Source organism: Zoogloea sp. JDB1, from assembly GCF_056724025.1.
Genome location: NZ_CM161496.1, coordinates 1,808,396 through 1,835,032, shown reverse-complemented (window position 1 = coordinate 1,835,032; position 26,637 = coordinate 1,808,396). Strand labels below are relative to the sequence as shown.

Sequence of the window (26,637 nt, the reverse complement as noted above, 5' to 3'; positions counted from 1 at the left end):
GATATTTGCATGAGTTCCCTTGCCCTGCTGGAACAAATGAGCACCTACTCGACCGAGATGGTCGATGCAGCCCGCGCCAACGACTGGGATCGTCTCTCACGCCTCGAACGGCAGGTGGCATCCCTGCGCGACCGCCTTGGCGTCGAGGAAGCCCTTGCATTTCCGGGCCGTCAGAAACGCATGCCCGAGGAAGAACGCCAGAAAAAAGTGGCGCTGATTCGCCGCATCCTTGATGACGACAAGGAAGTACGCGTACACACCGAACCCTGGATGGACAACGTACGCCAGTTGCTGTCCGGAGGCACAAGGGAACGGAACGTGCGCAGGACCTACGGCGACCCCGATCAGACGTAAGGGCACGGGCTGGCAGGTGATCTCACCATGATTCCAGGCGACCTCGCCTCCCGCCTACGGATGCTCTCGGAGGTGAGTTTTTTCTCCGGCGAGCCAACTGTCGCCCCGACGGCTCGAGTACGAGCCGTCACCTCGGTCATGCCCGACTTCACGCCGGGGCAGCGCATCACGGCAAGCCTCCAGGCTGCCGCCCAGGACAACACCTACCACGCCCGCATCGACGGACGTGAAGTCATCCTGTCCATCCCCCAATCGGTCAAAGCGGGGGACACCCTCGAACTCATCGTCAACAAGGTCACACCTCAGGCGATCATGGCCAGCCTGGCCCAGCCGACGGGCGAAACAGCCACATCAAGCCAGGCAGCCCTCAGCCAGACCGGAAAACTGATCAGCGTCCTGCTGACCGGCCAGCCGGCGGTCCCCAGCGCCAGCCTCAACGGTGGCCAGCCCCTGGTGCCGGCCGCACCACAAACGCCGGCAGCCGCAAGCCAGTTGGCTGGCAAACTCGGCATGGCGGTTACGGAAAGCGGTCTGTTCTACGAGGCCCATCAGGCGCGCTGGCTATCCGGGCAATTGGACACGGCGACCTTGCGCAAGGAGCCTCAGGGCAGCCTGCCGGCAACACACCAGGTCCAGGCCCCCACCGCCAGCCCCCCCCAAGCCTCCAGTCCCTCCCCGTCGGACCTGCAGCCTCCAGGGATGGTTCTACCCTCCCCCTGGGAAGCGCTCTTGAAGGGCACTCAGGACGCAGCCATCAATCAGGAGGCCAGTGAGGAGGCCAGCGGAACTCGACGTGATGGTGCTGTGGAACCACAAGGAAGGCGAAGCACTGAGGACGCAACGAGCAATCAGGCCGCCAATGCAACTCGACGTGATGGTGCCTTGGAGCCACAAGACAGGCGAAGCACTGAGAACGCATCCAGCAATCAGGCCAGTGCAATCCTTTCCGGTGGCAAAACCGACAATGCCGCACCGATTGCCGAGAAGCTGCTGCCCATCGTGCATCAACAACTGGACGCCCTTGCCACCCACCAGGCCGTCTGGCAGGGGCAGATCTGGCCCGGGCAGATGATGGAATGGGAAATCGAAGACCCGTCCCGCGATGCACGCGACAGCGATGATCAACAGCCCGAGCCCTACTGGAACTCCACCCTCCGGTTGACCCTCCCCAGCCTCGGTGGGATCGAGGCCCGCCTGCACTTGACCCCAGCCGGCGTGGCGGTGCGTCTGCTCGCCGACGACAACACCACCCGCGAAGCGCTGCAGTCCGGGGAGTCGCGCCTCTCCGACTCGCTCGCAGCCGCGAACGTACCGCTCACCGGGCTGGTTGCCGAACTCAGAGGCAGGCAATGAACCGCCCCGAAGCGCCCTCGGAAGTGCGGGCCGAAGCTGTCGCACTGGCCTACAACGCCAACACATCGGCAGCACCCACGGTGGTGGCCAAGGGGCGCGGCCTGATCGCGGCAGAGATCATCGCCCGCGCCAAGGAAGCAGGGGTCTATGTGCATGAATCCCCCGAACTCGTCGCACTCTTGATGCAGGTGGACCTGGACGCCCGTATTCCGCCCGAACTCTACGTGGCGGTCGCCGAGTTGCTGGCCTGGCTATACAGCCTCGAACAAGGCGCCCAAAAGACTACGGCCCCGAAATCCGGGGCCGTACAAAACTGAAGCGCGACTCAGGACTTGGGCGGCACATAGCCGCCGATCTGATCGGCACCGCCACCGAAGAAATAGCGTTCCATCTGTTCGGCCAAATACTTTCGCGCACGCGCATCCATCAGGTTCAAACGGTTTTCGTTGATCAGCATGGTCTGATGCTTGACCCACTGCTGCCAGCCTTCCTTCGAAACGTTCTCGAAGACCTTCTTGCCAAGTTCGCCGGGAATCGGCGGCAGATCCAGACCTTCAGCCTCTCGGCCGAGCTTCACACAGTTGACCATCCGTGCCATGTTTCTTCACCTCTCGATTGGGATTCTGGAGCAGCACCGCTGCCGCCCATGGGATAGCAAGATTCTAGCCCGCCGCGCCAGAGCGATCCAGTCGCTCCTCATCACTTTCGGCAAATGCCCATCCATTGCCCCCACGGGACTTGGCCACGTACATTGCCCGATCAGCCGCACCGATCAAGGACTCTCCATGGTTTCCGCAGTCGGAGCTGATTGCAATGCCGACACTGGCCGTCACACCAACGCTTTCGGCTCCACAGTCGAAGCGCAGAGCTGCAATGCAGGCACACACCCGGCGCGCCAGTTCGGTCAGTTCCGTCTTCGTACCCGATGGCACCAGGATCGCGAACTCGTCGCCCCCCATCCGGAAGAACATCTCGTTGCGGCGCACCACCGCGACCACTGCAGTAGCCAAGCCAATCAGCACCCGGTCGCCAGCCTGATGGCCGAAATTATCGTTGACCGGCTTGAAGCCATCCAGATCGATGGACAGCAAACCGACATCCTCCGCATGACGGCAACCATCGGCCAGCATGCGCTCCAGTTCCTCATGGAAGCGCCGCCGGTTGTAGATATTGGTCAGCGGATCACGCTCCGCCAGACGCATCAATTGCCCCGCCACCTTGCGCTGCTCGGTGACGTCTTCGAAGACCCAGATGCGACCGATGGGCCGGGTTCCGTCCGGCCCAGGCACCACACGCGAAAAATCGGTCACGATACGGCCGTCAAGGAAGCGGATCTCGAAGGGCTCGCTCGGCTCCCGGTTGCTCAGCACATCGGCAAGATGCCGCTGATAGCCCGTCGGGTCCGCAATCCGCTCCATCACGTGTTGCTGCAATACGACATCGCGCACCCCGACAAAAGTCTCACCCGGCGCCAATCCCCAGATGTCGTGGAGCGCACGATTGCAGTAAACCACCCGCCGATCCGCATCCATGAACAGAATGCCTACGCGCACCACGTCCAGCAGGGCAGACAGACGGGAGCGTTCTTCATTGCTGCGCCGGAGATAGTGTTCTGAAAGAGCCTGGGCACGGCGTAGCGCGGCAACCGACTCCAGCAGTTTGTACTCGGCTTCCTTGCGTGCCTGGATGTCGTTCAACGTCGCCCGCACCCCTAACAACCGCCCTTCATCGTTGCGGATCTGCTGCCAGCGGCCGAGCATCCAGACGGTTCTCCCATCCTTCGTCACCAGTCGCAATTCAAATTCGGTGGATGCCTCCCCTTCCAGGGCCTGGGCAAACTGATCCCGGCAGTAACGCTGATCCCGGTCGTAAACGAGCCGGTCGATGAAGCCCCCCGCGAGAACCTCATGGATGCTGTAGCCCGTGGCCTTCTCGATCGCTCCGTTGATCCAGAAAAGGGAACCTTCCGCGTTGAACCAGCCTTCTATGCCACGATCGGCACTCGCCGCTTCCAGGAAATAGCGTGTTCCACCATCGAGCGGTGCCGGCAGCGCGCCCCCGGTGCCGGCACAGGACCAGGCATTGACGTCACCTTGTTCCACTGGCGATACGGTCCTCTCTGGCCGGGTCGGACGCTGACGCCGCAAGAATAGATACGCTCCCGCCACACCGGCCATCGTCGCCAGCCCCGCGGTCAAGGTCACCACCGGCGACTCCATGCCCGGCGGCAGCGCCGCATACACAGGCAATGCTGCCATGCCCAGCATGAGTGCCAGCCAATGCGGGGCAGGCCGCAGTCCCTGCAAAGGACGGATTCGAAGCTCGATCCGCGGCATCGACCGCATTGTCACAGGGCCTTCATGAAAACCTTGGAGCGGCGGCTGACGTCGTACATTTCAAGTTTCGGTCGCGGCAACTCGGCCGGAGGCGCCTCGTGGAAGCCCCGCTCACGGAACCAGTCCGCAGTCCGCGTCGTCAGCACGAACAAGCGCTCAACGCCAAGCGCGCGCGAGCGCATCTCGATCCGGCGCAACAGCATTTCACCCAGCCCCGCGCGCCGATGCTCCGGCACCACGGCAACACAAGCCATCTCGGCCGCGCGTTCGTCCGTGAAGGGATACAACGCTGCACACCCCACCAGCACACCGTCGTACTCGACAACCGTGAAGCGTTCGATCTCCTGCTCCAGCCTCTCGCGGCTGCGCCGCACCAGCGTACCGTCGGCTTCCATCGGCGCGATCACGCTGCCCAGCGCCCCCACGTCCTCGATGGTCGCCTCGCGCAGACGGAACAGGGGGTCGCGGGTCAGCACAGTGCCCACGCCCTGGGGCGTGAAGAACTCCAGCAACAGGCCGCCGTCCTTGTCCCGGTCGATCAGGTGCGCCCGCCCAACCCCCTGGCGCACCGCACGGATCGCGCAAGGCAGGTACAGGTCGAGATCCTCGGTCAGCCCTTCACCGGCGTTCAGCATGGCCTCCGCATCATCGGCAGTGATGGCCTCAATGAGCCCGCCCTTCACATCGAGCAGACCGGGCGCATCGCACAGGTAGATCAACTTTTCGGCCTTAAGGGCGATCGCCACGGCTTCGGCTACCGCTTCCATGCTCATGTTGAAGATCTCGCCGGCTGGCGACACCCCGAGGGACGACATCAACACCACGTTCTGCTGATCGAGGTCTGCGGCGATCTCCTCAGCGATCACCTTGCGCACCGCACCAGTGAAGCCGTAATCCACGCCATCGACGACGCCGACCGGCTTGGCGGTGACAAAATTGCCGCCGGTCACACGCATGTAGCTGCCGGCCATCGGGGTGTTCGGCAAACCTTGAGAGAGCTGCGCCTCGACCTCCAGACGCGTCACCGCCACAGCCGCCTTGACGCACTCCAGAGCCTCCGCGTCGGTGACGCGCAAGCCCTTGTGATAACGGGGAGTCAGACCACGCCGGAGCAACTCGGCCTCAATCTGCGGACGCGCGCCATGCACGAGCACCAGCCGGATACCCAGCGCCGCCAGCAGATTGCAGTCGTAAGCCAGCTTCTCGACCAGGTGGGCTCCCGCCACCTCGCCACCGAAGCCCAGCACGAAAGTCTTGCCGCGGAAGGCATGGATGTAGGGTGCCGCCGCGCGCACCCAGGCGACGAAACGCTGGGAGAGCTGCTCGGCACGCTCTGCGGAAACGGTATCAGGGGAATTCACGGACACTCCAGCCCATCGGGGTTGAGCAACGCAACGTTTTATTTTGCACTTCTTTCATTTCTGCAATGCAACCTCCAGCTTGTCCACCAGGGTCTGCAGCACTTTTACCCTAGCGTAATATTTATTATCTGCTTCGACCAGAGTCCAGCCTGCATTTTCCGTACTCGTGCGATCGATCATGTCGCATACGGCGGGTTCGTAGAGCGGCCATTTTTCCCGGTTCCGCCAGTCCTCCTCGGTCAGCTTGTAACGCTTGAAGGCCTGCTCCTCACGGGCCTTGAAGCGCCGCAGCTGTTCCTCGTCACTGACCGATAGCCAGAATTTCACGACGATGGCCCCCGCAGACACGAGCTGGTCCTCGAAATCATTGATCTCCGCATAGGCGCGCATCCAGTCCGCCTCCGAGCAGAAACCCTCGACGCGCTCCACGAGCACCCGGCCGTACCAGGAGCGATCAAAGATCGCGACCCGGCCCTGCCGCGGCAGATGGCGCCAGAAGCGCCACAGGTAAGGCTGGGCCCGCTCCTCCTCGCTCGGCGCGGCAATCGGCGTAATGTGGTACTGGCGCGTATCAAGGGCCTGGGTGACCCGGCGGATCGCCCCGCCCTTGCCCGCCGCATCCATGCCTTCGAACACCAACACCAGGCTTCGGTTCGCGAAGGCCTCGCTGCGCACAGCGAGGGCCAGCCGCCCCTGCAGCCTTTCCAGCTGCTTGTCGTAGTCTTTCTTGTCCAGCGGCTGGTTGAGCACCAGCGCATTCAGCAGGTTCCGTTCATCCACCGGCGCAGCCAGCGGCGCCGCCGTCTGGCGGGCCCGATAGCCCCGCTTGGCGTGCTCACAGCGACGGCGCAGGCCGTCCACCAGCGTCCGTCCGACCTGTACCGCACGGTATTGCGGATCCGAGCCGTCCACGATCACCCAAGGCGCGATGCCAGTGCTGGTCTGGCGCAGCACGTGCTCCGCCACGTCCTTGTAGCGGTCGTATTCCTCGTAGACCTGCCAGTCGCTGTCCCGTACCCGCCAGCGGGTTTCCGGATTCGCCTCCAACGCCTTCAACCGCTTCTTCTGGGCCTGTTTGGACAGATGGAACCAGAACTTGACCAACAGCACGCCCTCGGCGGTCAACATCGCCTCGAAGCGGTTGAACTCGGCCAGCTGCTGGTCGAGGCGCGCCTTCTTGATACGCCCGAATGCGCGGTCGCCGATGGCCTCGGAATACCAGTTGCCGAACAGCACGCCGATCTTGCCGCGCGGCGGTAACGCACGCCAGAAGCGCCACAGGAAGGGGCGCTCGCGCTCCTCGTCGGTGGGCTTGTCGAAGGCATGCACCTCGATGTGGCGCGGGTCCATCCACTCGTTGAGGAGATTGACGGTTTCGCCACGCCCGGCGCCATCAATGCCGTTGATCAGGATCACTGCGGCAAAGCCCTTGCTCTCCAGCAACTCGAACTGCACGTCCAGCAGATCGGTGCGCAGTTGCGGTTCGATCGACTCGTAGTCGGCTTTCGACAGCTTGTGGCCCAGCTCGGCGGATTCAAACATCGCCCTCTCCCGTAAAATCACCCCACAGGGTCTGCAAGGCAGCCAACGCCGCCAGTCCAGCGGTCTCGGTACGGAAGACTCGCGGCCCCAGCGCCAGCGGCTCGCAGCCGGCTCGTTCGGCCTGCGCCAGCTCGGTTGGCGACCAGCCCCCCTCCGGGCCGATCAGCACATGCAAAGGCCCGGAAGGACGGGACTTGCGGGCCAGCGCCCCTGCCGCCCCCGGCGCCAGGATCAGCCGACGTCCTTCCACTTGCTGCGCCAGGTATTTGTTGAGGGGCAGAATCTCGGCGATCTGCGGCACCCGGTTGCGCCCCGACTGCTCGCAGGCCGAGACAGCCACCTGCTGCCAGTGCGCCACCCGCTTGGCGGCCCGGTCGCCGGACAGTTTCAACACCGAACGCTCGGCCGCCACCGGCTGCACCGCCACCGCCCCCAGTTCCACCGCCTTCTGCACGATCCAGTCCATCTTGTCACCACTCGCCAGCGCCTGCACCAGCGTGATCGCCAGCAACGATTCCCGCTCCACATCCAGGCGTGGACCGAGGCGGGCCACGGCCTGCTTGCCAAGGGCTCGCAGTGTTGCAGCGCATTCGCCGCCGCGGCCGTCGAAGAGCACGATTTCATCACCGACACTCAGCCGCAACACGCGCTCGGCGTGATGGGCAACGTCGGCAGGTAAAGACATGTCGCTGTCGGGAGCGAGCCCGTCGGGGCAGAAGAAGCGCGGATTCATCATGCTATTATCCGCAAAACCGCGTGTTTAAACGGGATTGAAACAAAATGCCGATCCGTCTCCCCACGCTTCCGATCATTGCACGACCTGCTTTCCCAGGTAGTTGCACCCTCACCACTCGACGGGCCGCCCGATGACCACCAGTGCCCAACGCCTCGAACTCGCCCGCTCCCTGGCCGCCTTGGTCCGCCAGATGGCCAGCGAGACGATCCTGCCCCGCTACCTGCGTGCCGTGCGTGAACACAAGGCCGACGGCAGCGTGCTCACGGAAGCCGACCTGGCCTCCCAAGCCGCCCTCGTCGAGCGCCTGCCGCAGCTCATCCCGGCCCCAGTGCTCGGCGAGGAGATGACCGCCGAGGAGCAGGGGCGCGTGTGGCAGGCCGGCGTGGACGGCCTGTGGGTCATCGACCCGATCGACGGCACCACCAATTTCGCCAACGGCATCCCCTTCTTCGGCGTGGCAGTGGCCTATCTGGTCAATCACAAGACCCAGCTCGGCGTGGTGTATAACCCGGTCACCGACGAAGCCTTCTACGCGGGCCGTGGTGCCGGCGCGTGGCTCAACGACGTGTCGCTGCCGCTGCGCAGCCCGACCACCCGCCTCAAGGATGCGGTAGCCGGCGTGGACTTCAAGCGCATCAGCCACCACCTCGGCGACGAGCTGGCCGTCCGCCCACCGTACTACTCCCAGCGCAACTTCGGCTCCAGCGCCCTCGAATGGTGCTACGTGGCCGCCGGCCGCCTGGACGTCTATCTCCACGGCGGCCAGATGCTGTGGGACTACGCTGCCGGCCGGCTGATCCTCGAAGAGGCCGGCGGCTGCTACAGCACCCTCGGCGGCACGCCGCTGACCGCGGGCCCGGCCATCAAGCGCTCGGTGATCGCCGCCGCCAGCCCGGCTCTGTTCGACCAGTGGCGGGGCTGGCTCAATACCCACTCCTGAGCCGCGCCCCGGGCCATCCGACAAGGACGGCCCGGTTTTTGCTGCAACACCGCAGGATTAAGCTTCACTCCGGAAACTGAGCGCTTTTGGCACAGGCCATGCCCCCGTGCCCTGTGCCAAAACCATTCACTTTCGAGAGCAACCCATGTCCATGAAGCACCCGATCATCGTGGTGACCGGCTCGTCAGGTGCCGGCACGACCACGGTGAAGCACACATTCGAAGGCATCTTCTGGCGGGAAAAAGTCAATGCCGCAGTCATCGAGGGCGACAGCTTCCACCGCTACACACGGGAGGAGATCCGCGACCTCATCATCCAGGCGGAGAGCCAGGGCCAGCGCGGCATCAGCCACTTCGGGCCGGAAGCCAACCTGCTCGAGGACCTGGAGCAGCTGTTCCGCACCTACGGCGAATCGGGCGGCGGCAAACGTCGTTTCTACCTGCACAGCGCCGAGGAAGCCGCTCGTCGCGGCCTTAAAATGGGCGACTTCACGCCCTGGGAAGAGCTGCCGCCGGACACCGACTGCCTGTTCTACGAAGGGCTGCACGGTGCGGTGATCACCGGCAAGGTCAATACCTGCAGGCACGCGGACCTGCTGATCGGTGTCGTTCCAATCACCAACCTGGAGTGGATACAAAAGATCCACCGGGACACCAAGACCCGCGGCTACTCACTGGAGGCCGTGCAGGAGACCATCCTGCGCCGCATGCACGACTACGTGCATTACATCGTGCCGCAGTTCTCCCACACTCACATCAACTTCCAGCGGGTGCCGATGGTGGATACATCCAATCCCTTCATCGCCCGTGACATCCCGACCGCCGATGAGTCGATGGTGATCATCCGCTTCCGCGACCCGCGCGGCGTGGACTTCCCCTACCTCCTGCGCATGATCCACGACAGCTTCATGTCCCGCGCCAACACCATCGTGGTGCCGGGCGGCAAGCTGGATCTGGCGATGCAGCTGATCCTCACGCCGCTGATCTGGAAGCTGATGGAACGTCGCCGCCAGTGGGTGTGAACTGACGGCTTGGAGCAACAAGCCTCCCGCAAGATCATCCCTGCGGGCGATGAGCCACTCAATCAGTCTGGACCGCGCCGGCCTTCCCGCTCAATGCGCGGCTACTGCGATGCTCTGGCCTGACTCGGTCTTCAGATCATCACGGAATTCGCCTTCCCAGGCGTCACCGGACGCCCAGGTCAGACGGCCACGGCCGTGCTTCTTGCCAAGGTTCCACGCACCATCGTAGCGATTGCCATTCTTCCACGCATAGCTGCCCTGGCCGTGAAAGAGGCCACGCACGAAGTCACCGGTATAGCGATCCCCCGACGCGAAAACCAGCGTACCGCGACCAACCGGCTCCCCATCCACCACCGCACCTTCATAGCGATTGCCGCCGGGAAACTGGATGATGCCGTAGCCGACGGCCCGGTCGTCGGCCCAGTCGCCGTCGTACCACTGCCCCCCCACCCAGTTGAAGCGCCCCTTGCCCTGGCGCCGCCCCTCGACCAACGTGCCGCTGAAGCGCTCGCCATTGGCCCACTCGACGGTGCCCGTGCCGCTCACCACGCCGCTCTTCGGGTCCATCGTGAAATGGCCCTTGTAGGTGGTATCGCCGGCGACCAGCGTGGTTTCGGTCGGCGCATCCTTGCGGACGGCCACTGCCGGCGCTTCGGCCACTTTGGCAACCGATGCCGGAGAGGCTGGCACCAAAGCGGTCGTTGCGGCTCCCGCCTTGATCGCGTCCTTGGCAACCGGGACCGTTGCAGCCACAGTTGCCGTTACGGCAGTCGCCATAGACGTCTTGACCGCCACCGGCTCGACAACCGGTGCCGGCCTGCGCGTCCCGTACAAAGCCTGCGCATTCGCCGGCAGCGGCGTGCCCCGTTCGCGGGCCAGCGCATCCGCGTTGCTGCGCGCCAGATTCTGCGGACTGCCATGACACTGGCCGGCCGCATCACGCCAGGCCACTTCGGCCTTCATCGACAACTGGTCCTTCTCGTTTGCCGACACGCCATTGCCGGCGCTCTTCACGCGCTGGCTCAGATCCGTCGCACTGTCCCACAGCGGGCCACAAAACTCGGCGTTGTGCGCATCGATCTGGGTTTGCTCCACCTTGCGCTGGGCCTGCTGCTGCCGTGTGCCGGAACACTTGTCGGCAGCACCCTCCCAGGCCATCACGGCCTTGCCGTAGAGCATCGCCGCATCGTCCCAGCGCTTGTCCCGCCACGCGCCCTTGGCGTAATCGATGAGCGCCGTCGCGTTCTTCCAGGCCGCATCGCAGGCCGGGCCGGCGCTCAACAGTTCGGCGTTGGCGGTGCGGACCTTGACCGTCGCGGCAAGACTCTTCTCAGCCTTCTCCCGATGCGGCGACTGGCACACCGCCACCGCCTCCCGCCACGTCGCCTCGCCCTCGGCGAGCAAGCGCTCGACTTCCGCCGGATCTCCCTTGTCCGACTTGGCCGCAGCGGCGCGGAGATCCAGGTCCAGTGCCTTGTCGAAGCGCGGCAGGCATTCGCTCTGGTGGCTGATGGCGGCTTCGACCAGCTTCAGCTCGGTGGCGGCCCGGTCCCCTTGCCGGTTGGCCTGGGCAGCCACCGTCGGACAGGCTGCCGCCACCTTCAGGAATTCGCCACTGGCGCTGCGCAGCAACGGCTCCGCCTCCTTCCAGCGCTTGGCTGAAGCCGCCTGGTGACCCTGCTCGAAATGCGCCTCGGCCTCCTGCAGCAAGACCGGGCAGTCCGCCATAGCCCCCCCCGGCGCCTCGGGCATGCCGCCGGAGGCTTCCGGCATGGCCTGCTGGGCGCCAGCCCCTCCAGCAAGAAGGAGCAGACACACGGCCAACCCGCGACGATGCATCGTTTTCATCAACTCAGTCTCCACCCGATTCCAAAGGCATTCTCAGCATCGCATCGATCAAGCCGCCCTGTCCCGCTGCACCGGCGGGCGGCACGTCGTCGCTGGCCATCTGCAGGGCCATCTGCCCGCTCTCTTCCGAGGCGCTCTGCAGATCACCGATCTTCAGCGCAAACACATCCAGGGATTCGCCCTTCAGCACCGCCGCCAGCATCTCCTCCCGCTGGGTCTGGCGGGCCAGTGCCGCGTAGCGCTGCAGGCGGTCCTCATCGAAAACGAAGGGATTGGCAATCGTGCTGGCATCGAAGAGCTTCTGATGCAGCGTCGCGCCGGCGAGCGGATCGCCGCCGAGCTTGCCGATGCGGTCATAGGCCCAGCGGTCCGCCTCATCGAAGGCCGTCGTCGCCACCCACGACAGGCTGGACACCGACATGCCGACCCGCGCCATGAAGCTGTCCCGCAACACGCCACCGAGCTGACGCCCTGCCGACTTGGCGATCTCCTCGCCCACTTTCTGTGCATATTCCTTGCCCGCCTGCTCGGCGATACTGCGGGCTGCGTCCTGCAGAGCCTGCTTCGCGATAGCCTCACCCGCCGACTTTGCCGCCGCCGCGGCCGCTGCCTGCGCGGCCTGATCGACCGCCACCTTGGCGGCCTGCGCCGCAGCATTGAGGCCGGTTGCCAGCGTGGCGATTTCAAACAGCGTAGACACAATCTCTTTGGTGTAGTGATAGGTCTTCATCCGCCCCCCGCCTTCCTCGGACAAGCCCTGGGTCCAGAGCACGATCCACAGGGCTTCATCCGGACTGATCTGCGGGCCGAACACATTGAGCGGATAGATGCTCATCAGCCAGTGGTAATCCTGATAGGTCGGCGTGACTGGCGGGGCCAGGCGTGCATAGCCGCGGCACACCTGCAGCGGCTTGATCGTCACGGTCTTGCCCTCCGCCGTCTTGACCGGGAAGGGCTTGCCGTCGTCGCGTAATTCGGCCAGCTCGGCCAGCATCTTGTTGGCGTCCCTGCGACTGTAGCCCTTCAGTTCGACGAGCTTGTCGCCGACCTGCAGCCCGGAATCCGGCGCGGCACCGACGACGGTGAGGCGCTCGTCTACCTGCAGCGCCCGCACCCACGCCACCCGATCGTCCTCATCCCATTCATAGCTGGTCGCCACGCTGAAGGGCAGCTCCCACTGATGGCTGCAATCCGGGTCTTTCAGCGCCGCCGTGCGCACGATGGCCGGCCGCAGCGCGCGTTCGCCATGGCCGAGCAGGCGCAGGTTGGCGAGCAAGGTTTCATTCACCTTGCGGCCGTCATCGACGGTGTATTTGACCGAACTGCATCCGCTCAGGGTCAGCGCCACCCACGACAGGGCAGCCACGGCAAGGAGGCGCAAGGACATCGACGGGACGAATGTAAGTAAATGTGGGCGCCCGATTATGCCGCAGTTTTCACGGCCCCGTACGCCCCGCCCCGGATCGCACTTATCCCCCCACGAGGCTACCCAAGTGCCCGGAAATCAAAGATAATTACGGTCTTTGCGCGCCGCTCCCCCGGCCGAAGGTTCTTCGATGTCTTCTACGCGTAACGTCAAGCTGCCCGTCTTCAACCCCCTGACTGGCGCTATCCGCGCGCTGGCCATGGATGCCGTCCAGAAGGCCAACTCCGGCCACCCGGGCGCCCCGATGGGCATGGCCGAAATCGCTGAGGTACTGTGGCGCCACCACCTGCGCCACAATCCGGCAAACCCGAAGTGGGCTGACCGCGACCGCTTCGTGCAGTCCAACGGCCACGGCTCGATGCTGATCTACGCCCTGCTGCACCTGACCGGCTACGACCTGTCCATCGACGACCTCAAGAACTTCCGCCAGCTGCACAGCCGCACCCCGGGCCACCCGGAAGTCGGCTACACCCCCGGCGTCGAAACCACCACCGGCCCGCTGGGCCAGGGCATCACCAACGCGGTCGGCATGGCGCTGGCCGAAAAGATCCTCGCCGCCGACTTCAACCGCCCCGGCCACGAGATCGTCGCTCACTACACCTATGTCTTCCTCGGCGACGGCTGTCTGATGGAAGGCATCTCCCACGAAGCCTGTTCGCTGGCCGGCACCTGGGGCCTCGGCAAGCTGATCGCCTTCTACGACGACAACAACATCTCCATCGACGGCCACGTCGATGGCTGGTTCACCGACGACACCCCGAAGCGCTTCGAAGCTTACGGCTGGCACGTGGTGCGTGACGTACAGGGCCACGACCCGGTCGAGATCGAGGCCGCGCTCAAAGCCGCCCAGGCCGAAACCGGCCGCCCCAGCCTGATCTGCTGCAAGACCATCATCGGCGCCGGCGCCCCCAACAAGCAGGACAGCCACGACGTACACGGAGCCCCGCTGGGCAACGCCGAGATCGAGGCCGCCCGCGCCTACATCGGCTGGAATCACCCGCCCTTCGAAGTGCCGTCCGACGTCTACGCCGCCTGGGATGCCAAGGAAAAGGGCGCCGCGCTGGAAGGCGAATGGAACACCCGCTTCGCCGCCTACGCCACGGCCTTCCCCGAACTCGCCGCCGAATTCACCCGCCGCATGGCCGGTGAGCTGCCCGCCGACTGGAACGCCCACGTGGATGCGGTACTGGCCAAGGTCGCCGAGAAGGGCGAGACCATCGCCACCCGCAAGGCCAGCCAGAACAGCATCGAAGCCTTCGCACCCAAGCTGCCGGAACTGCTCGGCGGCTCCGCCGACCTGGCTGGTTCCAACCTGACCCTGTGGTCCGGTGCCAAGGGTGTCAGCAAGACCAGCGGCGGCAACTACGTGTATTACGGCGTGCGCGAGTTCGGCATGGCCGCCATCGCCAACGGCATTGCCCTGCACGGCGGCCTGGTGCCCTACACCGCCACCTTCCTGATGTTCAGCGAATACGCCCGCAACGCCCTGCGCATGGCGGCGCTGATGAAGGTGCGCCAGATCTTCGTGTTCACCCACGACTCCATCGGCCTTGGCGAAGACGGCCCGACCCACCAGCCGGTCGAACAGACGGCCTCCCTGCGCCTGATCCCCAACATGGACGTGTGGCGCCCCTGTGACACCACCGAGTCGGCGGTGGCCTGGGCGGCAGCAGTCGAACGCGCCGAGGGCCCGAGTTCCCTCGCCTTCTCCCGCCAGAACCTGCCCTTCCAGCCGCGCAACGCCGAACAGGTCGCCAATATCCGTCGCGGCGGCTACGTGCTGTCCGATTCGGGCACTGGTTCACAAGCTGGCGGCACGCAAGCCGTTATCATAGCGACCGGTTCAGAGGTGGCGCTGGCACTGGCCGCCCAAAAGCAGCTCGCCGAAGAAGGGATTGCCGTACGGGTGGTCTCCATGCCCAGCACCAACGTCTTCGATCGCCAGGATGCGGCCTACCGTACTTCCGTGCTGCCCAAGGGCCTGCCACGGGTCGCCGTAGAGGCCGGTGTCACTGACGGCTGGCGCAAGTACGTTGGGCTGGAAGGCGAAGTCATCGGCGTGGACCGCTTCGGTGAATCCGCTCCAGCCGGCGAGCTGTTCAAGTATTTCGGCGTCACCGCCGACGCCGTGGTTGCCGCGGTCAGGAAGGTCCTCGCCTGACCGGCTGCGCGCCCCAAACGATACATGCGGTGCCGTAGGGCACCGCATGTCAGTGATTTTCGGTTTCGTGCATTTACACTAGGGAGAAGAGTCGATGAGCATCAAAGTTGCCATCAATGGTTTCGGTCGTATCGGTCGCTGCACGCTGCGCGCCATTTACGAGCAGGGTCTGCAAAATGAATTCGACGTGGTCGCCATCAACGCCTCCGGCGATCTGGCCACCAACGCCCACCTGCTCAAGTACGACACCACCCATGGCCGCTTCGCCACCTCTGTGGAAACCGAAGGCGACAACGTCATCATCATCGACGGCAAGAAGATCCCGTTCTACTCCACCAAGGATCCGAAGGGCGTGAACTGGGGCGCCCACGGCGTGGACGTGCTGCTGGAGTGCACCGGCGCCTACACCACCAAGGCCAAGGCCGCCGCGCTGCTTGAACAGGGTGCCAAGCGCGTGCTGATTTCCGCCCCTGGCGGTGACGACGTGGACACCACCATCGTCATGGGCGTGAACGAAGAGGTCCTGAAGGGCGACATGACCGTCGTTTCCAACGCCTCCTGCACCACCAACTGCCTAGCTCCGGTCGCCAAGATCCTGGCCGACAGCGTCGGCATCAAACAGGGCCTGATGACCACCATCCACGCCTACACCAACGATCAGGTGACCGTGGACGTCCGCCACAAGGACCTGCGCCGCGCCCGTGCAGCTGCCGCCAACATCATCCCCACCAAGACCGGCGCCGCCAAGGCCGTCGGCCTGGTGCTGCCCCAGCTGGTCGGCAAGGTCGACGGCTTCGCGCTGCGCGTCCCGACCATCAACGTGTCGCTGGTGGACCTGACCTTCACCGCCGAGCGCGCCACCACCAAGGAAGAGATCAACGAGCTGATGACCGCTGCGGCCAACGGCCCGCTGAAGGGCATCCTGGCCGTCAACACCGAGCCGCTGGTGTCCTCCGACTTCAACCACACCACCGTGTCCTCCACCTTCGACGCCACCCAGACCCGCGTCATCAAGGGCGAAGACGGCTCCGTGCTGGTCAAGGTGCTGGCCTGGTACGACAACGAGTGGGGCTACTCCTGCCGCATGCTCGACGCGGCACGCGCCTTCGTGAACGCCAAGTAATTCCGCCGTATCGACGCCCCGCCCTGTGCGGGGCGTTTTCACATCCGACGACACGTAGAACATCATCATGCAAGTCAAGAAACTCACCGACCTCGACGTCAAGGGCAAGAAGGTCTTCATCCGCGCCGACCTCAACGTACCCCAGGACGACGCCGGCAACATCACCGAAGACACCCGCATCCGCGCCTCGATCCCCTCCATCGAGTACGCCCTCAAGGGCGGAGCCGCGGTGCTGGTCACCTCGCACCTAGGTCGTCCGACCGAGGGTGAGCTGAAGGCCGATGACACGCTGGCACCGGTGGCCGTACGCCTCGGCCAGTTGCTCGGCAAGCCGGTTCGCCTGATCCAGAACTGGGTGGACGGCGGTTTCGACGTCGCCCCCGGTGAGGTCGTGCTGCTCGAGAACTGCCGCTGCAACAAGGGCGAGAAGAAGGACAACGAAGAGCTCGCCAAAAAGATGGCCGCCCTCTGCGATGTCTACGTGAACGACGCCTTCGGCACCGCCCACCGCGCCGAAGCCACCACCCACGGCATCGCCAGGTTCGCACCGGTCGCCTGCGCCGGCATCCTGATGGGCGCCGAGATCGACGCCCTCGGCAAGGCCCTGCACGCTCCGGCCCGTCCGCTGGTCGCCATCGTCGGCGGTTCCAAGGTGTCCTCCAAGCTGACCATCCTGAAGTCGCTGGCCGACAAGGTTGACCAACTGATCGTCGGCGGCGGTATCGCAAACACCTTCCTGCTGGCTTCCGGCAAGCGCATCGGCGAATCCCTGGCCGAGCCCGAGCTGGTCAAGGAAGCCCAGGCCATCATGGACATCATGAAGGCCCGCGGCGCCGAGGTGCCGCTGCCCGAAGACGTCGTCGTCGCCGACGAAGTGTCCGCCATGGCCCGCGCCAACAAGGTCTCCGTCGATGAAGTCGGCCCTCACGACCGCATCCTCGACGTCGGCCCGAAGGCTGCCGCCAAGCTGTCCCAGATCATCGCCAACGCCGGCACCATCGTCTGGAACGGCCCGGTCGGCGTCTTCGAACTACCCCAGTTCGCCGGCGGCACCAAGATGATGGCGTCGGCCATCGCCCATTCGGAAGCTTTCTCCATCGCCGGCGGCGGCGACACGCTGGCCGCCATCGCCAAGTTCCACATCGCCGATGACGTGGGCTACATCTCCACCGGCGGCGGCGCCTTCCTCGAGTTCCTCGAAGGCCGGACCCTGCCCGCCATCGCTGCGCTGGAAGCCCGCTTCAACGACTGAGCGGATCTGCCCCAGCGTACCGGAATGCGGCCCAACCGGGCCGCATTTTCATTTTCGCCGCCAATAGTCGCCTTCTCTGATGACGCGCGTCAGAATGAGCACGTCATTGACGTTAACTCATACGATATCCACTTGTATTGGTGCCCCGTCTTCCCGAGTAAAAGAAAGACACGATCCATGCCCATTCCGGTCAGCGCGCTTCTCGGATCGCCCCGCCGCCTGATGGCAGCCATCGTGATGTTCGTGGCCCTCGACCTGACGGTGCTGCTGATCAATCTGTGGATTGCCGAGCAGGTCGCCCGCGATGCAGTGGCCATCAATCTGGCCGGGCGCCAACGGATGCTGTCCCAGCAGACCACCAAGGCCTTGCTGCTGGCCACCGTCCCCAACGCCAGTTCCGATACCGCACGTCAGGAGTTCAGCGAGGCCTTCGGACTGTTCCGGCGGACGCTGAACGCGTTTGCGGAAGGCGGAAGCACCCTCGGCGGCGATGGCAAACCCCTGCTGCTGGAAAAAGTTGGCGACGCCGGAGCCCCAGCGCTGGAAACGGCCCGCAAGCTCATCACCCCAGTCGAAGGCATCGCCTTCCAGGCCGCCCAGCCCCACACCGATGCGAGCGAACTCGCCTTCGCGGCAGACTACATGGTCCGCCACAACCGTGAGATCCTGGATTTGATGAACACCCTGACCTCGGCGCTCGAGCAGGAATCCGTGCGCCGAACCCGCGAACTGCGTGCGATCCAGACCGGCGCTTTCGTACTGGCGCTTGCCAATTTCCTGATCATCGTCTTCGGCATGCTGGGCAAGTATCGCAGTGTGGAGGCCGACAGCCGCCGCTGGCGGGAAATGGCCCGCCACGATCCACTCACTGGCATCGCCAACCGCAAGGCGTTTGTCGATGCCGCCGAAGGCGTCCTGTCGCGAGCCCACGTCGATACCCAGGCCGGCACGCTGCTGATGCTCGATCTGGACGGCTTCAAGCCGATCAACGACAGCTTCGGCCATCTTGCCGGCGACCAGATTCTGATCAGCCTGGCCGACAGCTTCGAGAGCGCAGCCCGCGCCACCGACATCGTGGCGCGGATCGGCGGCGACGAATTCGTGATGCTCTGCCCCGCACTGCACGGAGACGGAGATATCGAGCTGTTCTGCGAACGGATCATCGCCAGCGTGGTAGCCCTGCCCGGCAGCGACTTCCCCGGCTGCCGACTCGGTATCAGCATCGGCGTGTCCTGCTACCCGGACAAGGGTTACGACCTGAACCATCTGTTGGCCCTGGCCGATCAGGCCATGTACAAGGCCAAGGCTGCGGGCGGCAACCGCTGGCACACCGCCTGAGTGCCGGCCTCACCACGCCCCATTTGTCGCAGATGCGACACAAGCAGCCAAGACAATCAGTTGATCTATAAAGAAAAGTAGCCTGGCACTCAGCTTGCTTGCTCTCTCCGGTACGGAGAGAGCAATGAAACATCAACTGGACTGGTCATCCTATGAGACCGCCGGGCAAGGCGACGCCTATGCCGGGATTCCAGCCAGCGGCGGCAATTTTGCCAAGGCCGTCGCGGTCTGCATCAGTGACCGCCTGTGCCAGCGCAAGCCGAAGGGCGTCATGTGCCCCAGCTTCCGCGCCACTGATGCTCCCGGCCAGTCTCCCGGCGGGCGCGTCCTGCTGCTGAAAGCCGCCCTCAATGGTGAGCTGGGCGAGGCGCCGTTCGCCGATCCCCGCCTGGCCGCCGCAATGGACCTGTGCGTCGGCTGCAAGGGCTGCAAACGCGAATGCGCCAACCAGGTGGACATGGCGGCAATCAAGATCGAATATCAGGCCCAACGCAATCTGGCCCTGGGCACGCCGCGCCGCGACAGGCTCTTTGCCGCGCTGCCCCGGCTACTGGCGCAGCATGGAAGCCTGCTCCGCCAACTGGTGAAGCTGCGCAATCGCCTGCCGCTGCTGGCCCGGCTCGGTGAACGCTGGTTGGGCATATCAACCCGGCGCATGCTGCCCGAACCCAGCCCCGAAGCCTACCAGCCACCTCTCGCCGGCAATGCCGACGGGCGCGAGGTCATGCTCTTCGTGGACACCTTCGCGCGCCACTTCGACCCGACCATCGCCCGGGCCGCCCACACGGTCCTCAGCGCCGCCGGCTATCGCGTCATCAGCCTGGAGCCATCCGCCGACGACGCCGAACCCGCGCGCCCCCTGTGCTGCGGCCGCACCTACTTGTCCCTGGGCCAGGTCGAGGCAGCCCGCGCCGAAGCCCAGCGCATGCACACGGCCCTGCGGCCAGCCCTGAAGGCAGGTATTCCGATCGTCGGGCTGGAACCATCATGCATCCTGTCCCTGCGTGACGATCATCTCAAACTGGGCCTCGGCGCCGACGCGGAAAGGCTTGCCAAGCAGGTTTACCTCTTCGAGGAATTCATCGCCCGCGAACATGATCGCAAGCAGTTGCAGCTCAAGCTGAAGCCCCTGCCTGCCGGCAAGACCCTGGTACATGGCCACTGCCACCAGAAGGCCGTCGGCGCAATGAAGTCCCTGCGCAAGGTGCTGCGCCTGATTCCCGACTTCGAATTCGAGTTCATCGAAGCGAGCTGTTGCGGCATGGCCGGCAGCTTCGGCCTCGATGCCGAACACCGGGACATCTCCTTGCAGATGGCCGAACTCGACCTCCTGCCGGCACTACGCAAAGCCCCCGACGCAACGGTGCTCGCCAACGGCTTCTCCTGTCGCCACCAGATCCTTGAAGGCGCGGAGCGACAGGCGCAGCACGTGGCGGTCCTGCTTGAACGTGCCCTGGCCTGACGGCATGTCGCTCACCGCGATGCGGACGCTCCCGCTGCTGCGCATCGGCCGCCTGTTCGACGAGGTGCAAGCAGACCAGCTGTTCCACCAACTGCTTGCCGAAACCCCCTGGAACGACGGTTACTACCTGGCCGCCGGCCGACGCTTCGCGCTGCCCCGCCTACAGGCCTGGTACGCCGATCCCGGTATCGACTATCGCTATGCGGACAACCTGCACAACTCCCACTCCTGGACGCCCGCGCTGCGGGCCCTCCGCGAGCAGATCGAACGGGTTTCCGGGCTACGCTTCAATGCCGTCCTGCTCAACCTCTACCGCAATGGCCAGGATGCCGTGGGCTGGCACGCCGACGACGAACCCGATCTGGGCCCCGCTCCGGCCATCGCCTCCCTGAGCCTGGGTGCCACCCGCCACTTCTCGGTCCGGCCCCGCCCGCTGGGTGAGGCCCTGCATGTCCCCCTCCCCTCCGGCACTCTCCTGGTCATGGACCCGCCTTTCCAGCAGGTCTGGGAGCATGCCGTCCTGGCGGATCCGTTGGTCATCCCCCCGCGCCTCAACCTGACCTTCCGCCTGGTACGCCCGGCGGCATGACATTCGCGCACCAATCGCAAAGGCAGGTCAACCTACAACGGTGCGGAAATGTCTCCTGAAGGCACAAATCCGACACGATCAAATGGTTTTTAAAAATACCAGCCCTTGAAACAATAATTATTAGATTCATATACTTAAAAATGAATCGTAGTTTTTTCAAGGACATGGAACAAAGCTTGCTGCACCTTTGGCCATAACGATCATCCGGAGCAGCAGCATGTTGGATACGGTCATAGTTGGCGGTGGTTTGTGCGGGCTGGCGATTGCCAACGGCCTCGCGTCGCGCGGCGAAGAATTCGCCCTGTTCGAAGCCCGCACGCGCCTCGGTGGTCGCATCCTGTCCAGCGACGACGCCACACCCGGCTTGCCCGCCGACCTGGGTCCCACCTGGTTCTGGCCGGATACCCAACCCCGCATCGCCCGGCTGATTGTTGACCTGGGACTGCACCAGTTTGCCCAGGCCGACGGCGAGACCGTGTTGCACCTCAAGGATCCCAGCGCCGGCCCGGCCACGCTGTCAGCGGGTCCGGTCCATGGCGGCGCCCGGCGGATCTCCGGCGGCTTCGGTGCGCTGATCACAGCCCTCTCCAAACGCCTGCCGCGGCATAGCCTGAACTTCGGCCACGTGCTGATGGCCGTCCGCAACTGCGACGATCACGTGGAACTGCACTTTCTCCGCGGCTACGAACCGATCACCGTCAAGGCACGCCACGTGGTGCTGGCCGTTCCGCCACGCCTGCTCGAGGAGAGGGTGGATTTCTCGCCAGCCCTTGCCGCGCCGCTGCGCCAGATCCTGCGCGACACGCCAACCTGGATGGCAGGCAGCGCAAAGGCCCTGTGCGGTTTCGAACGCCCCTTCTGGCATGACGCCGGCCACACGGGCAACGCCTTCGTCACCCATCCGCAGGCGGTGCTGGCCGAAGTCTTCGATGCCAGCGACGAGCCGGCCGGCCGTGCCGCCCTCGGCGGTTTCGTCGCCATGCCGCCGGCCCTGCGGGAGTCCTTCCGCAGCGGCCTGCCGATGCTGGTGCGCAGCCAGCTCGTGCAGCTGTTCGGCGCCGCCGCCGAGCGCAGCACGCCGGTCATCCAGGACTGGGCATCGGAAGCCTATACCTGCAGCCTCCTCGACCACACCCCGCCGGACGGCCATCCGGAGTACGGGAACCGGGCGCTGCGCCTGTCCCACTGGAACGACAAGCTCTACTTCGGCGGCTCGGAAACGGCCAGCTATGGCGGCGGCTACATGGAAGGCGCCCTCGAGGCAGCCGGTCGCATCCTCAAGGAACTGGCCCTTGACCGGGCCCTGATGAACTGAAACACCATGAGCATCGGAACCAACGACCTGTGCGTCGCCCGCTTTTCGGCCTGGGTTGCCAAGCAGCGTAAGCAAAGCTTCGACCGCTACCGGATCACCCTGCATCGCAACCTGTCGGCCCAACGGCGCCAGCACCTGACCCAGCAGGCCATTCTCGATACGGCTGCAGTCCTTTTCCGCGAAGCGCTGGAAATGCTCTACGAGCTCCCCTTCGACAGCCAGGGCGTACGCGTGGAGCGCGGCTGGTCGGAACTTACGCTGCGCATACTGGAGCCCTTCCAGGGCTTCTGCGAAGCCCTGCTGGACGATGCGCTACGCTTCAATCGCAGCTCCTGCGCGATCTCCAACTTTGCCGAAGAGCACCTGCCCAGCGTGGACTATCAGCTGGAAATGCGCCGGGAGCTAGCCGCCGCGTGGAAGGATTTCGCGCTGACCGCCAACGACCTGCTGGTAGATACCGGCAGTCACGCGATGGCGAGCGTGGCCGCCTGAACGGCGGCCGGCAGGCCTGCCACGGAACTGCACGGCCGGAATCCACGCCGTCAGAGCCCCAGCTCACTCCACATCGTATCGACGCGCGCCTTGACGGCCGCGTCCATGACGATCGGCGTACCCCATTCCCGCTGGGTCTCGCCCGGCCACTTGTTGGTCGCATCGAGGCCCATCTTTGAACCCAGCCCAGCAACCGGGCTGGCGAAATCCAAGTAATCGATCGGCGTATTGTCCACCAAGGTAGTGTCCCGCGTCGCGTCCATGCGGGTGGTCAGCGCCCAGATCACCTCCTTCCAGTCCCGGATGTTCACGTCGTCGTCCACCACGATGATGAACTTGGTGTACATGAACTGGCGCAGGAAGCTCCAGATACCGAACATCACGCGCTTGGCGTGCCCCGGATACTGCTTCTTGATGCTGACCACCGCCAGCCGGTATGAACAGCCCTCCGGCGGCAGGTAGAAATCGACGATCTCGGTGAACTGCTTCTGCAGCAGCGGCACGAAGACCTCGTTGAGGGCCAGGCCTAACATCGCCGGCTCGTCGGGCGGCTTACCGGTGTAGGTGCTGTGGTAGATTGGGTCGCGCCGGCTGGTGATACGCTCGATGGTGAACACCGGGAACTCGGCCTGCTCGTTGTAGTAGCCGGTGTGGTCGCCGTAAGGCCCTTCGAGGGCCGTTTCGCCGGGATGAATCACTCCTTCCAGCACGATCTCCGCCGAGGCCGGCACCTGCAGGTCGGAACCCAGACACTTCACCAGCTCGGTCTTGGCGCCGCGCAGCAGGCCGGCGAACTGGTATTCGGACAAGCTGTCCGGCACCGGCGTCACCGCGCCGAGGATGGTCGCCGGATCGCAGCCCAGTACCACCGCCACCGGGAAGGGCTGGCCCGGATTGGCCAGCTGGTGATCGCGGAAATCCAGCGCACCGCCGCGATGGGCCAGCCAGCGCATGATGACTTTATTGGATCCGAGCACCTGCTGGCGGTAGATGCCCAGGTTCTGGCGGGTCTTGTTGGGGCCGCGGGTCACCACCAGGCCCCAGGTGATCAGCGGCGCCACGTCACCCGGCCAGCAGTGCTGGATCGGCAACTCGGCGAGGTTCACGTCCTTGCCCTCCTTCACCACCTCTTGGCAGGGCGCCGACGACACCGTCTTCGGCGACATGTTGAGCACCTGGCGGAACACCGGCAGCTTGTCCCAGGCATCCTTCAGGCCCTTCGGCGGCTCCGGCTCCTTCAGGAAAGCCAGCAGCTTGCCAACGTCACGCAGGGCACCCTGCCAATCTTCCCCGCTCTCGCCCATGCCCAGCGCCACCCGCTGCGGTGTACCGAACAGGTTGGCCAGCACCGGCACGCGATGGCCCTTGGGATTTTCGAAGAGGATCGCCGGCCCACCGGCACGCAGCACGCGGTCGCAGATCTCGGTCATTTCCAGATGCGGATCGACTTCGGTCCGGATCCGCTTGAGTTCGCCGAGGCGTTCCAGTTGGCTGATGAAATCCCGCAGGTCTGTGTATCGCATGGAAGGAATGACTGGAAGGGTTGAAAAGCGAACGGCCGCTGTTGCGGCCGTTACTTGCCAAGAGGCAGGAGTGATTCAGTCCAGCAAGGCGTTCACCGCCTTGACGTCCTCGTCGCCGAGGGTGCCCGCCGCCGCCTTCAGGCGCAGCTGGGCGAGCAATGTATCGTAACGGGCCTTGGCCAGCCGCTGCTGGGTATCGTAAAGCTGGCTCTGCGCATTCAGCACGTCGATGTTGATGCGCACGCCGACATCGTAGCCGAGCTTGTTGGCGTCGAGGGCCGAGGTGGACGACAGCAGCGCCGCCTCATAGGCCTTCACCTGGGCCAGGCCGCTGGTCACGCCCAGATAGGCCTGGCGGGCGCCCTGCGCGGAATTGCGGCGCGCATTGTCGAGATCGGCGCCGGCCTTGTCGCGCAGCGCCAGCGTCTCGCGGACGCGGGACGTGGTCGCCCCGCCCTGGAACAGCGGCACCGCCACCTGCACACCGATCACCGTCGAATCGATGTCGTAGCGCACCGGCGCGGTCGGCATGAAGGCCGCTGTCGACGACACGGTATTGCCGTGACTGGCCACCAGGTCCACCGTCGGCAGATGGCCGGCGCGGTTGCGCTCCACCTCACGCCCGGCCAGTTCCACACCCAGCAGGGCCGCCTGCACGGACAGGTTGCCGCCTTCCGAGGCCGTCACCCACGACTGGATGTCACCCGGCTCGGGCCGGCTCAGCGTAACGCCCTTGCGCAGGCCCTTCAGACCATCGGTGTCCTTGCCGGTCAGCACCGATAGCGCATGACGCTTGACCGCCAGGTCGCTGTCGGCGGCAATCATCTGCGCTGTCGACAAGTCGGCCCGGGACTGGGCCTCGTGCACGTCGGTGATGGTGACTGTGCCCACTTCGAAACTCTTCTTCGCCAACTCAAGCTGCTGGCTGTTCGCCTCATGCAGGGCAGCGGCCGCCGCCAGCACGTCCTGAGCGGTCAGCACGTCGAAATACGCTTGGGAGACGCGCAAGGCGAGATCCTGGCGTGCCTGGCGGTACTGCACCTCGGCCAGTGCCACCTGGATTTCGCCCTGTTTGAACTGCACCCAGTTCTGCCAGCGGAACAGGGGCTGGGTCAGCTGCACCTGCCAGCCATGGCTGTTGAAGCCGACCGAGGAACCCGCCGGACGGCGCGGATCCATATCGTTCCAGCTGGTGTTGCCGGACAGGCCGATGGTTGGCAGCAAACCGGCACGCCCCTGCGGCAGCTTTTCCTGCCCGGCGGCGAGGGAGGCCCGGGCTGCCGCCAGCGGTGCATCGTAGGCCAGCGCATCGCGATAGACCTGTTCCAGATCTGCCGCCGACACGCCCGCCGTCAACAGCCCCGCTACCATCGCCACCGCCAGACGCTTCATGCCGTGCTCCGTCCCTGTCTCTCAGTACTGGGGCATGCTCGGGTCGACCTGGGCCGCCCACTGGGCAACCCCACCGGCCAGATTGATCAGCTTGGTGAAGCCCTGGCGCTCCAGGAACATCGCCACCTGCATGCTGCGGCCGCCGTGATGGCAGATCACCACAATCTCCGCATCCGGCTCCAATTCCTGCATGCGGGCCGGCACGCTGGCCATCGGCATCAGCACCGAGCCCGGAATAGCACAGTACTGGAATTCGGAAGGCTCCCGGACGTCGAGCAGGAAGGGCGACGGACGGCTCTCGTCCTGCAGCCATTCGGCCAGTTGCGGAGGGGTGATGTGATTCATGTGGGCTGTGCTCAGAAAGTGAAATGGCTCTTCTGCGGCGCGTTGCGCATCAGCGGAACCAGGTTTTCGAACAGGGACTCGGTGCGGAACTGGCTTTCGGACACGCGGGTCACCAGGGTCGCGGTCATCAGCGGCGCTTCGCCGACGAAGGCGAACAGGCGACCACCGACCTTCACCTGCTCCAGCAGGGAATCGGCAATCTGCGGCACGCCGCCGGACACCACGATCAGGTCGTAGGGCGCGCTGCTGGCCCAGCCGCACACCGCATCGCCTTCCTCGACGATGACGTTCTCGACGCCGTAGCGCTTGAGGTTATCGTGGGCCATGTTGACCAGCGCCGGCTCGATGTCGACGGTGCGCACCCAGTCGGCCTTGGCGGCGAGCAGCGCGGCGAAGTAGCCGGAGCCGGCGCCGACTTCGAGCACCTTGTCGGAACGCTTGACCTGGATGGCCTGCAGGATCTTGCCTTCGATCACCGGGACCAGCATGCTGGCGCCGTGGCCGAGGGGGATTTCGGCTTCCGACAGGGCCAGAGACTTGTACGCTTCCGGCACGAACTCTTCACGGCGAACGCTCATCAGCAGGTCGAGGACGCCGAAGTCCAGAACCTCCCAGGGGCGGACCTGCTGCTCAACCATGTTGAATCGTGCTTGTTCGAAATTCATTGTGTGACTCCCGGATAAATATTAGCACAAGCTAATATTGATGATCTGCATGCCTGAATTGGT

At 64.8% G+C, this 26,637-nt stretch carries 24 protein-coding genes; 13 read left to right on the top strand and 11 right to left on the bottom strand.

Translation table 11 applies throughout. The annotated features are described in order from the left end of the window. Nucleotides 1–9: 9 nt before the first annotated feature. The 3 genes from AC1PPK_RS08125 to AC1PPK_RS08115 are packed head-to-tail and all read left to right on the top strand — an operon-like array spanning nucleotide 10 to nucleotide 2,024. Entirely contained in the window at nucleotides 10–354 is a 345-nt protein-coding gene (locus AC1PPK_RS08125; protein WP_481117332.1) for a flagellar protein FliT, read from the top strand. Nucleotides 355–381: 27 nt separating this feature from the next. Then, nucleotides 382–1,707 (top strand): flagellar hook-length control protein FliK, encoded by a 1,326-nt coding sequence (gene fliK / locus AC1PPK_RS08120; protein WP_481117331.1) that lies wholly within the window; start codon nucleotides 382–384, stop codon nucleotides 1,705–1,707. Beyond that, nucleotides 1,704–2,024 (top strand): EscU/YscU/HrcU family type III secretion system export apparatus switch protein, encoded by a 321-nt coding sequence (locus AC1PPK_RS08115; RefSeq protein ID WP_481117330.1) that lies wholly within the window; start codon nucleotides 1,704–1,706, stop codon nucleotides 2,022–2,024. Before fliK ends, AC1PPK_RS08115 begins: the two co-directional genes overlap by 4 nt. An 8-nt stretch (nucleotides 2,025–2,032) precedes the next feature. On the opposite strand, the gene AC1PPK_RS08110 is transcribed toward AC1PPK_RS08115, so the two are convergent. The 5 genes from AC1PPK_RS08110 to AC1PPK_RS08090 all read right to left on the bottom strand — a co-directional run bounded on the left by AC1PPK_RS08110 (nucleotide 2,033) and on the right by AC1PPK_RS08090 (nucleotide 7,679). Continuing rightward, nucleotides 2,033–2,305 (bottom strand): oxidative damage protection protein, encoded by a 273-nt coding sequence (locus AC1PPK_RS08110; RefSeq protein ID WP_374479998.1) that lies wholly within the window; start codon nucleotides 2,303–2,305, stop codon nucleotides 2,033–2,035. Between the two features lie 64 nt (nucleotides 2,306–2,369). Then, nucleotides 2,370–4,043: a sensor domain-containing diguanylate cyclase gene (locus tag AC1PPK_RS08105; protein WP_481117329.1), complete on the bottom strand. Its 1,674-nt coding sequence runs from the start codon at nucleotides 4,041–4,043 to the stop codon at nucleotides 2,370–2,372. Between the two features lie 11 nt (nucleotides 4,044–4,054). Further along, the gene (gene argA, locus AC1PPK_RS08100) at nucleotides 4,055–5,404 is read right to left on the bottom strand and encodes an amino-acid N-acetyltransferase (RefSeq protein WP_481117328.1); all 1,350 of its coding nucleotides are present in this window, start codon (nucleotides 5,402–5,404) and stop codon (nucleotides 4,055–4,057) included. A gap of 54 nt (nucleotides 5,405–5,458) precedes the next feature. Continuing rightward, nucleotides 5,459–6,946: a polyphosphate:AMP phosphotransferase gene (gene pap / locus AC1PPK_RS08095; RefSeq protein ID WP_481117327.1), complete on the bottom strand. Its 1,488-nt coding sequence runs from the start codon at nucleotides 6,944–6,946 to the stop codon at nucleotides 5,459–5,461. Beyond that, complete coding sequence (locus AC1PPK_RS08090) at nucleotides 6,939–7,679, bottom strand: 16S rRNA (uracil(1498)-N(3))-methyltransferase (RefSeq protein ID WP_481118195.1); 741 nt, start codon at nucleotides 7,677–7,679, stop codon at nucleotides 6,939–6,941. The genes pap and AC1PPK_RS08090 overlap by 8 nt, the downstream gene beginning before the upstream one ends. A 133-nt stretch (nucleotides 7,680–7,812) precedes the next feature. On the opposite strand from AC1PPK_RS08090, the gene AC1PPK_RS08085 reads away from it, so the two are divergent. After that, nucleotides 7,813–8,622, top strand: a complete 810-nt coding sequence (locus tag AC1PPK_RS08085; protein ID WP_481117326.1) for an inositol monophosphatase family protein — start codon at nucleotides 7,813–7,815, stop codon at nucleotides 8,620–8,622. 145 nt (nucleotides 8,623–8,767) lie between these two features. After that, entirely contained in the window at nucleotides 8,768–9,643 is an 876-nt protein-coding gene (locus AC1PPK_RS08080; RefSeq protein ID WP_481117325.1) for a phosphoribulokinase, read from the top strand. A gap of 90 nt (nucleotides 9,644–9,733) precedes the next feature. On the opposite strand, the gene AC1PPK_RS08075 is transcribed toward AC1PPK_RS08080, so the two are convergent. After that, nucleotides 9,734–11,491 carry an MORN repeat-containing protein gene (locus tag AC1PPK_RS08075; RefSeq protein ID WP_481117324.1) on the bottom strand — a complete coding sequence of 586 codons (1,758 nt, stop codon included), beginning with the start codon at nucleotides 11,489–11,491 and terminating at the stop codon, nucleotides 9,734–9,736. Between the two features lie 4 nt (nucleotides 11,492–11,495). Continuing rightward, entirely contained in the window at nucleotides 11,496–12,878 is a 1,383-nt protein-coding gene (locus tag AC1PPK_RS08070) for a hypothetical protein (RefSeq protein ID WP_481117323.1), read from the bottom strand. Nucleotides 12,879–13,047: 169 nt separating this feature from the next. Here AC1PPK_RS08070 and tkt point away from each other — a divergent pair, with 169 nt between their 5' ends. The 8 genes from tkt to AC1PPK_RS08030 all read left to right on the top strand — a co-directional run bounded on the left by tkt (nucleotide 13,048) and on the right by AC1PPK_RS08030 (nucleotide 22,649). Further along, on the top strand, nucleotides 13,048–15,078 hold the full coding sequence (gene tkt / locus AC1PPK_RS08065) for a transketolase (protein ID WP_481117322.1): 2,031 nt from the start codon (nucleotides 13,048–13,050) through the stop codon (nucleotides 15,076–15,078). 94 nt (nucleotides 15,079–15,172) lie between these two features. Continuing rightward, nucleotides 15,173–16,201 carry a type I glyceraldehyde-3-phosphate dehydrogenase gene (gene gap / locus AC1PPK_RS08060; RefSeq protein ID WP_481117321.1) on the top strand — a complete coding sequence of 343 codons (1,029 nt, stop codon included), beginning with the start codon at nucleotides 15,173–15,175 and terminating at the stop codon, nucleotides 16,199–16,201. A gap of 67 nt (nucleotides 16,202–16,268) precedes the next feature. Next, the gene (locus tag AC1PPK_RS08055; RefSeq protein ID WP_481117320.1) at nucleotides 16,269–17,453 is read left to right on the top strand and encodes a phosphoglycerate kinase; all 1,185 of its coding nucleotides are present in this window, start codon (nucleotides 16,269–16,271) and stop codon (nucleotides 17,451–17,453) included. Between the two features lie 177 nt (nucleotides 17,454–17,630). Continuing rightward, on the top strand, nucleotides 17,631–18,791 hold the full coding sequence (locus AC1PPK_RS08050; protein ID WP_481117319.1) for a GGDEF domain-containing protein: 1,161 nt from the start codon (nucleotides 17,631–17,633) through the stop codon (nucleotides 18,789–18,791). 124 nt (nucleotides 18,792–18,915) lie between these two features. Continuing rightward, nucleotides 18,916–20,253 (top strand): (Fe-S)-binding protein, encoded by a 1,338-nt coding sequence (locus tag AC1PPK_RS08045; protein ID WP_481117318.1) that lies wholly within the window; start codon nucleotides 18,916–18,918, stop codon nucleotides 20,251–20,253. 4 nt (nucleotides 20,254–20,257) lie between these two features. After that, nucleotides 20,258–20,842: an alpha-ketoglutarate-dependent dioxygenase AlkB family protein gene (locus AC1PPK_RS08040; RefSeq protein ID WP_481117317.1), complete on the top strand. Its 585-nt coding sequence runs from the start codon at nucleotides 20,258–20,260 to the stop codon at nucleotides 20,840–20,842. Nucleotides 20,843–21,059: 217 nt separating this feature from the next. Beyond that, a complete protein-coding gene (locus AC1PPK_RS08035) occupies nucleotides 21,060–22,157 on the top strand; it encodes a flavin monoamine oxidase family protein (protein WP_481117316.1) in 1,098 nt (365 codons plus the stop codon). 6 nt (nucleotides 22,158–22,163) lie between these two features. Next, nucleotides 22,164–22,649 carry a hypothetical protein gene (locus AC1PPK_RS08030; protein WP_481117315.1) on the top strand — a complete coding sequence of 162 codons (486 nt, stop codon included), beginning with the start codon at nucleotides 22,164–22,166 and terminating at the stop codon, nucleotides 22,647–22,649. A 50-nt stretch (nucleotides 22,650–22,699) separates the two neighbouring features. Here AC1PPK_RS08030 and ubiD read toward each other — a convergent pair whose 3' ends face one another. The 4 genes from ubiD to AC1PPK_RS08010 form a co-directional block, all read right to left on the bottom strand. After that, complete coding sequence (gene ubiD / locus AC1PPK_RS08025; protein ID WP_481117314.1) at nucleotides 22,700–24,172, bottom strand: 4-hydroxy-3-polyprenylbenzoate decarboxylase; 1,473 nt, start codon at nucleotides 24,170–24,172, stop codon at nucleotides 22,700–22,702. A gap of 75 nt (nucleotides 24,173–24,247) precedes the next feature. Beyond that, on the bottom strand, nucleotides 24,248–25,564 hold the full coding sequence (locus AC1PPK_RS08020; RefSeq protein WP_481117313.1) for a TolC family outer membrane protein: 1,317 nt from the start codon (nucleotides 25,562–25,564) through the stop codon (nucleotides 24,248–24,250). Nucleotides 25,565–25,585: 21 nt separating this feature from the next. Beyond that, on the bottom strand, nucleotides 25,586–25,909 hold the full coding sequence (locus tag AC1PPK_RS08015; RefSeq protein WP_481117312.1) for a rhodanese-like domain-containing protein: 324 nt from the start codon (nucleotides 25,907–25,909) through the stop codon (nucleotides 25,586–25,588). Between the two features lie 11 nt (nucleotides 25,910–25,920). Continuing rightward, entirely contained in the window at nucleotides 25,921–26,574 is a 654-nt protein-coding gene (locus AC1PPK_RS08010; RefSeq protein WP_481117311.1) for a protein-L-isoaspartate O-methyltransferase family protein, read from the bottom strand. Nucleotides 26,575–26,637: the final 63 nt, after the last annotated feature.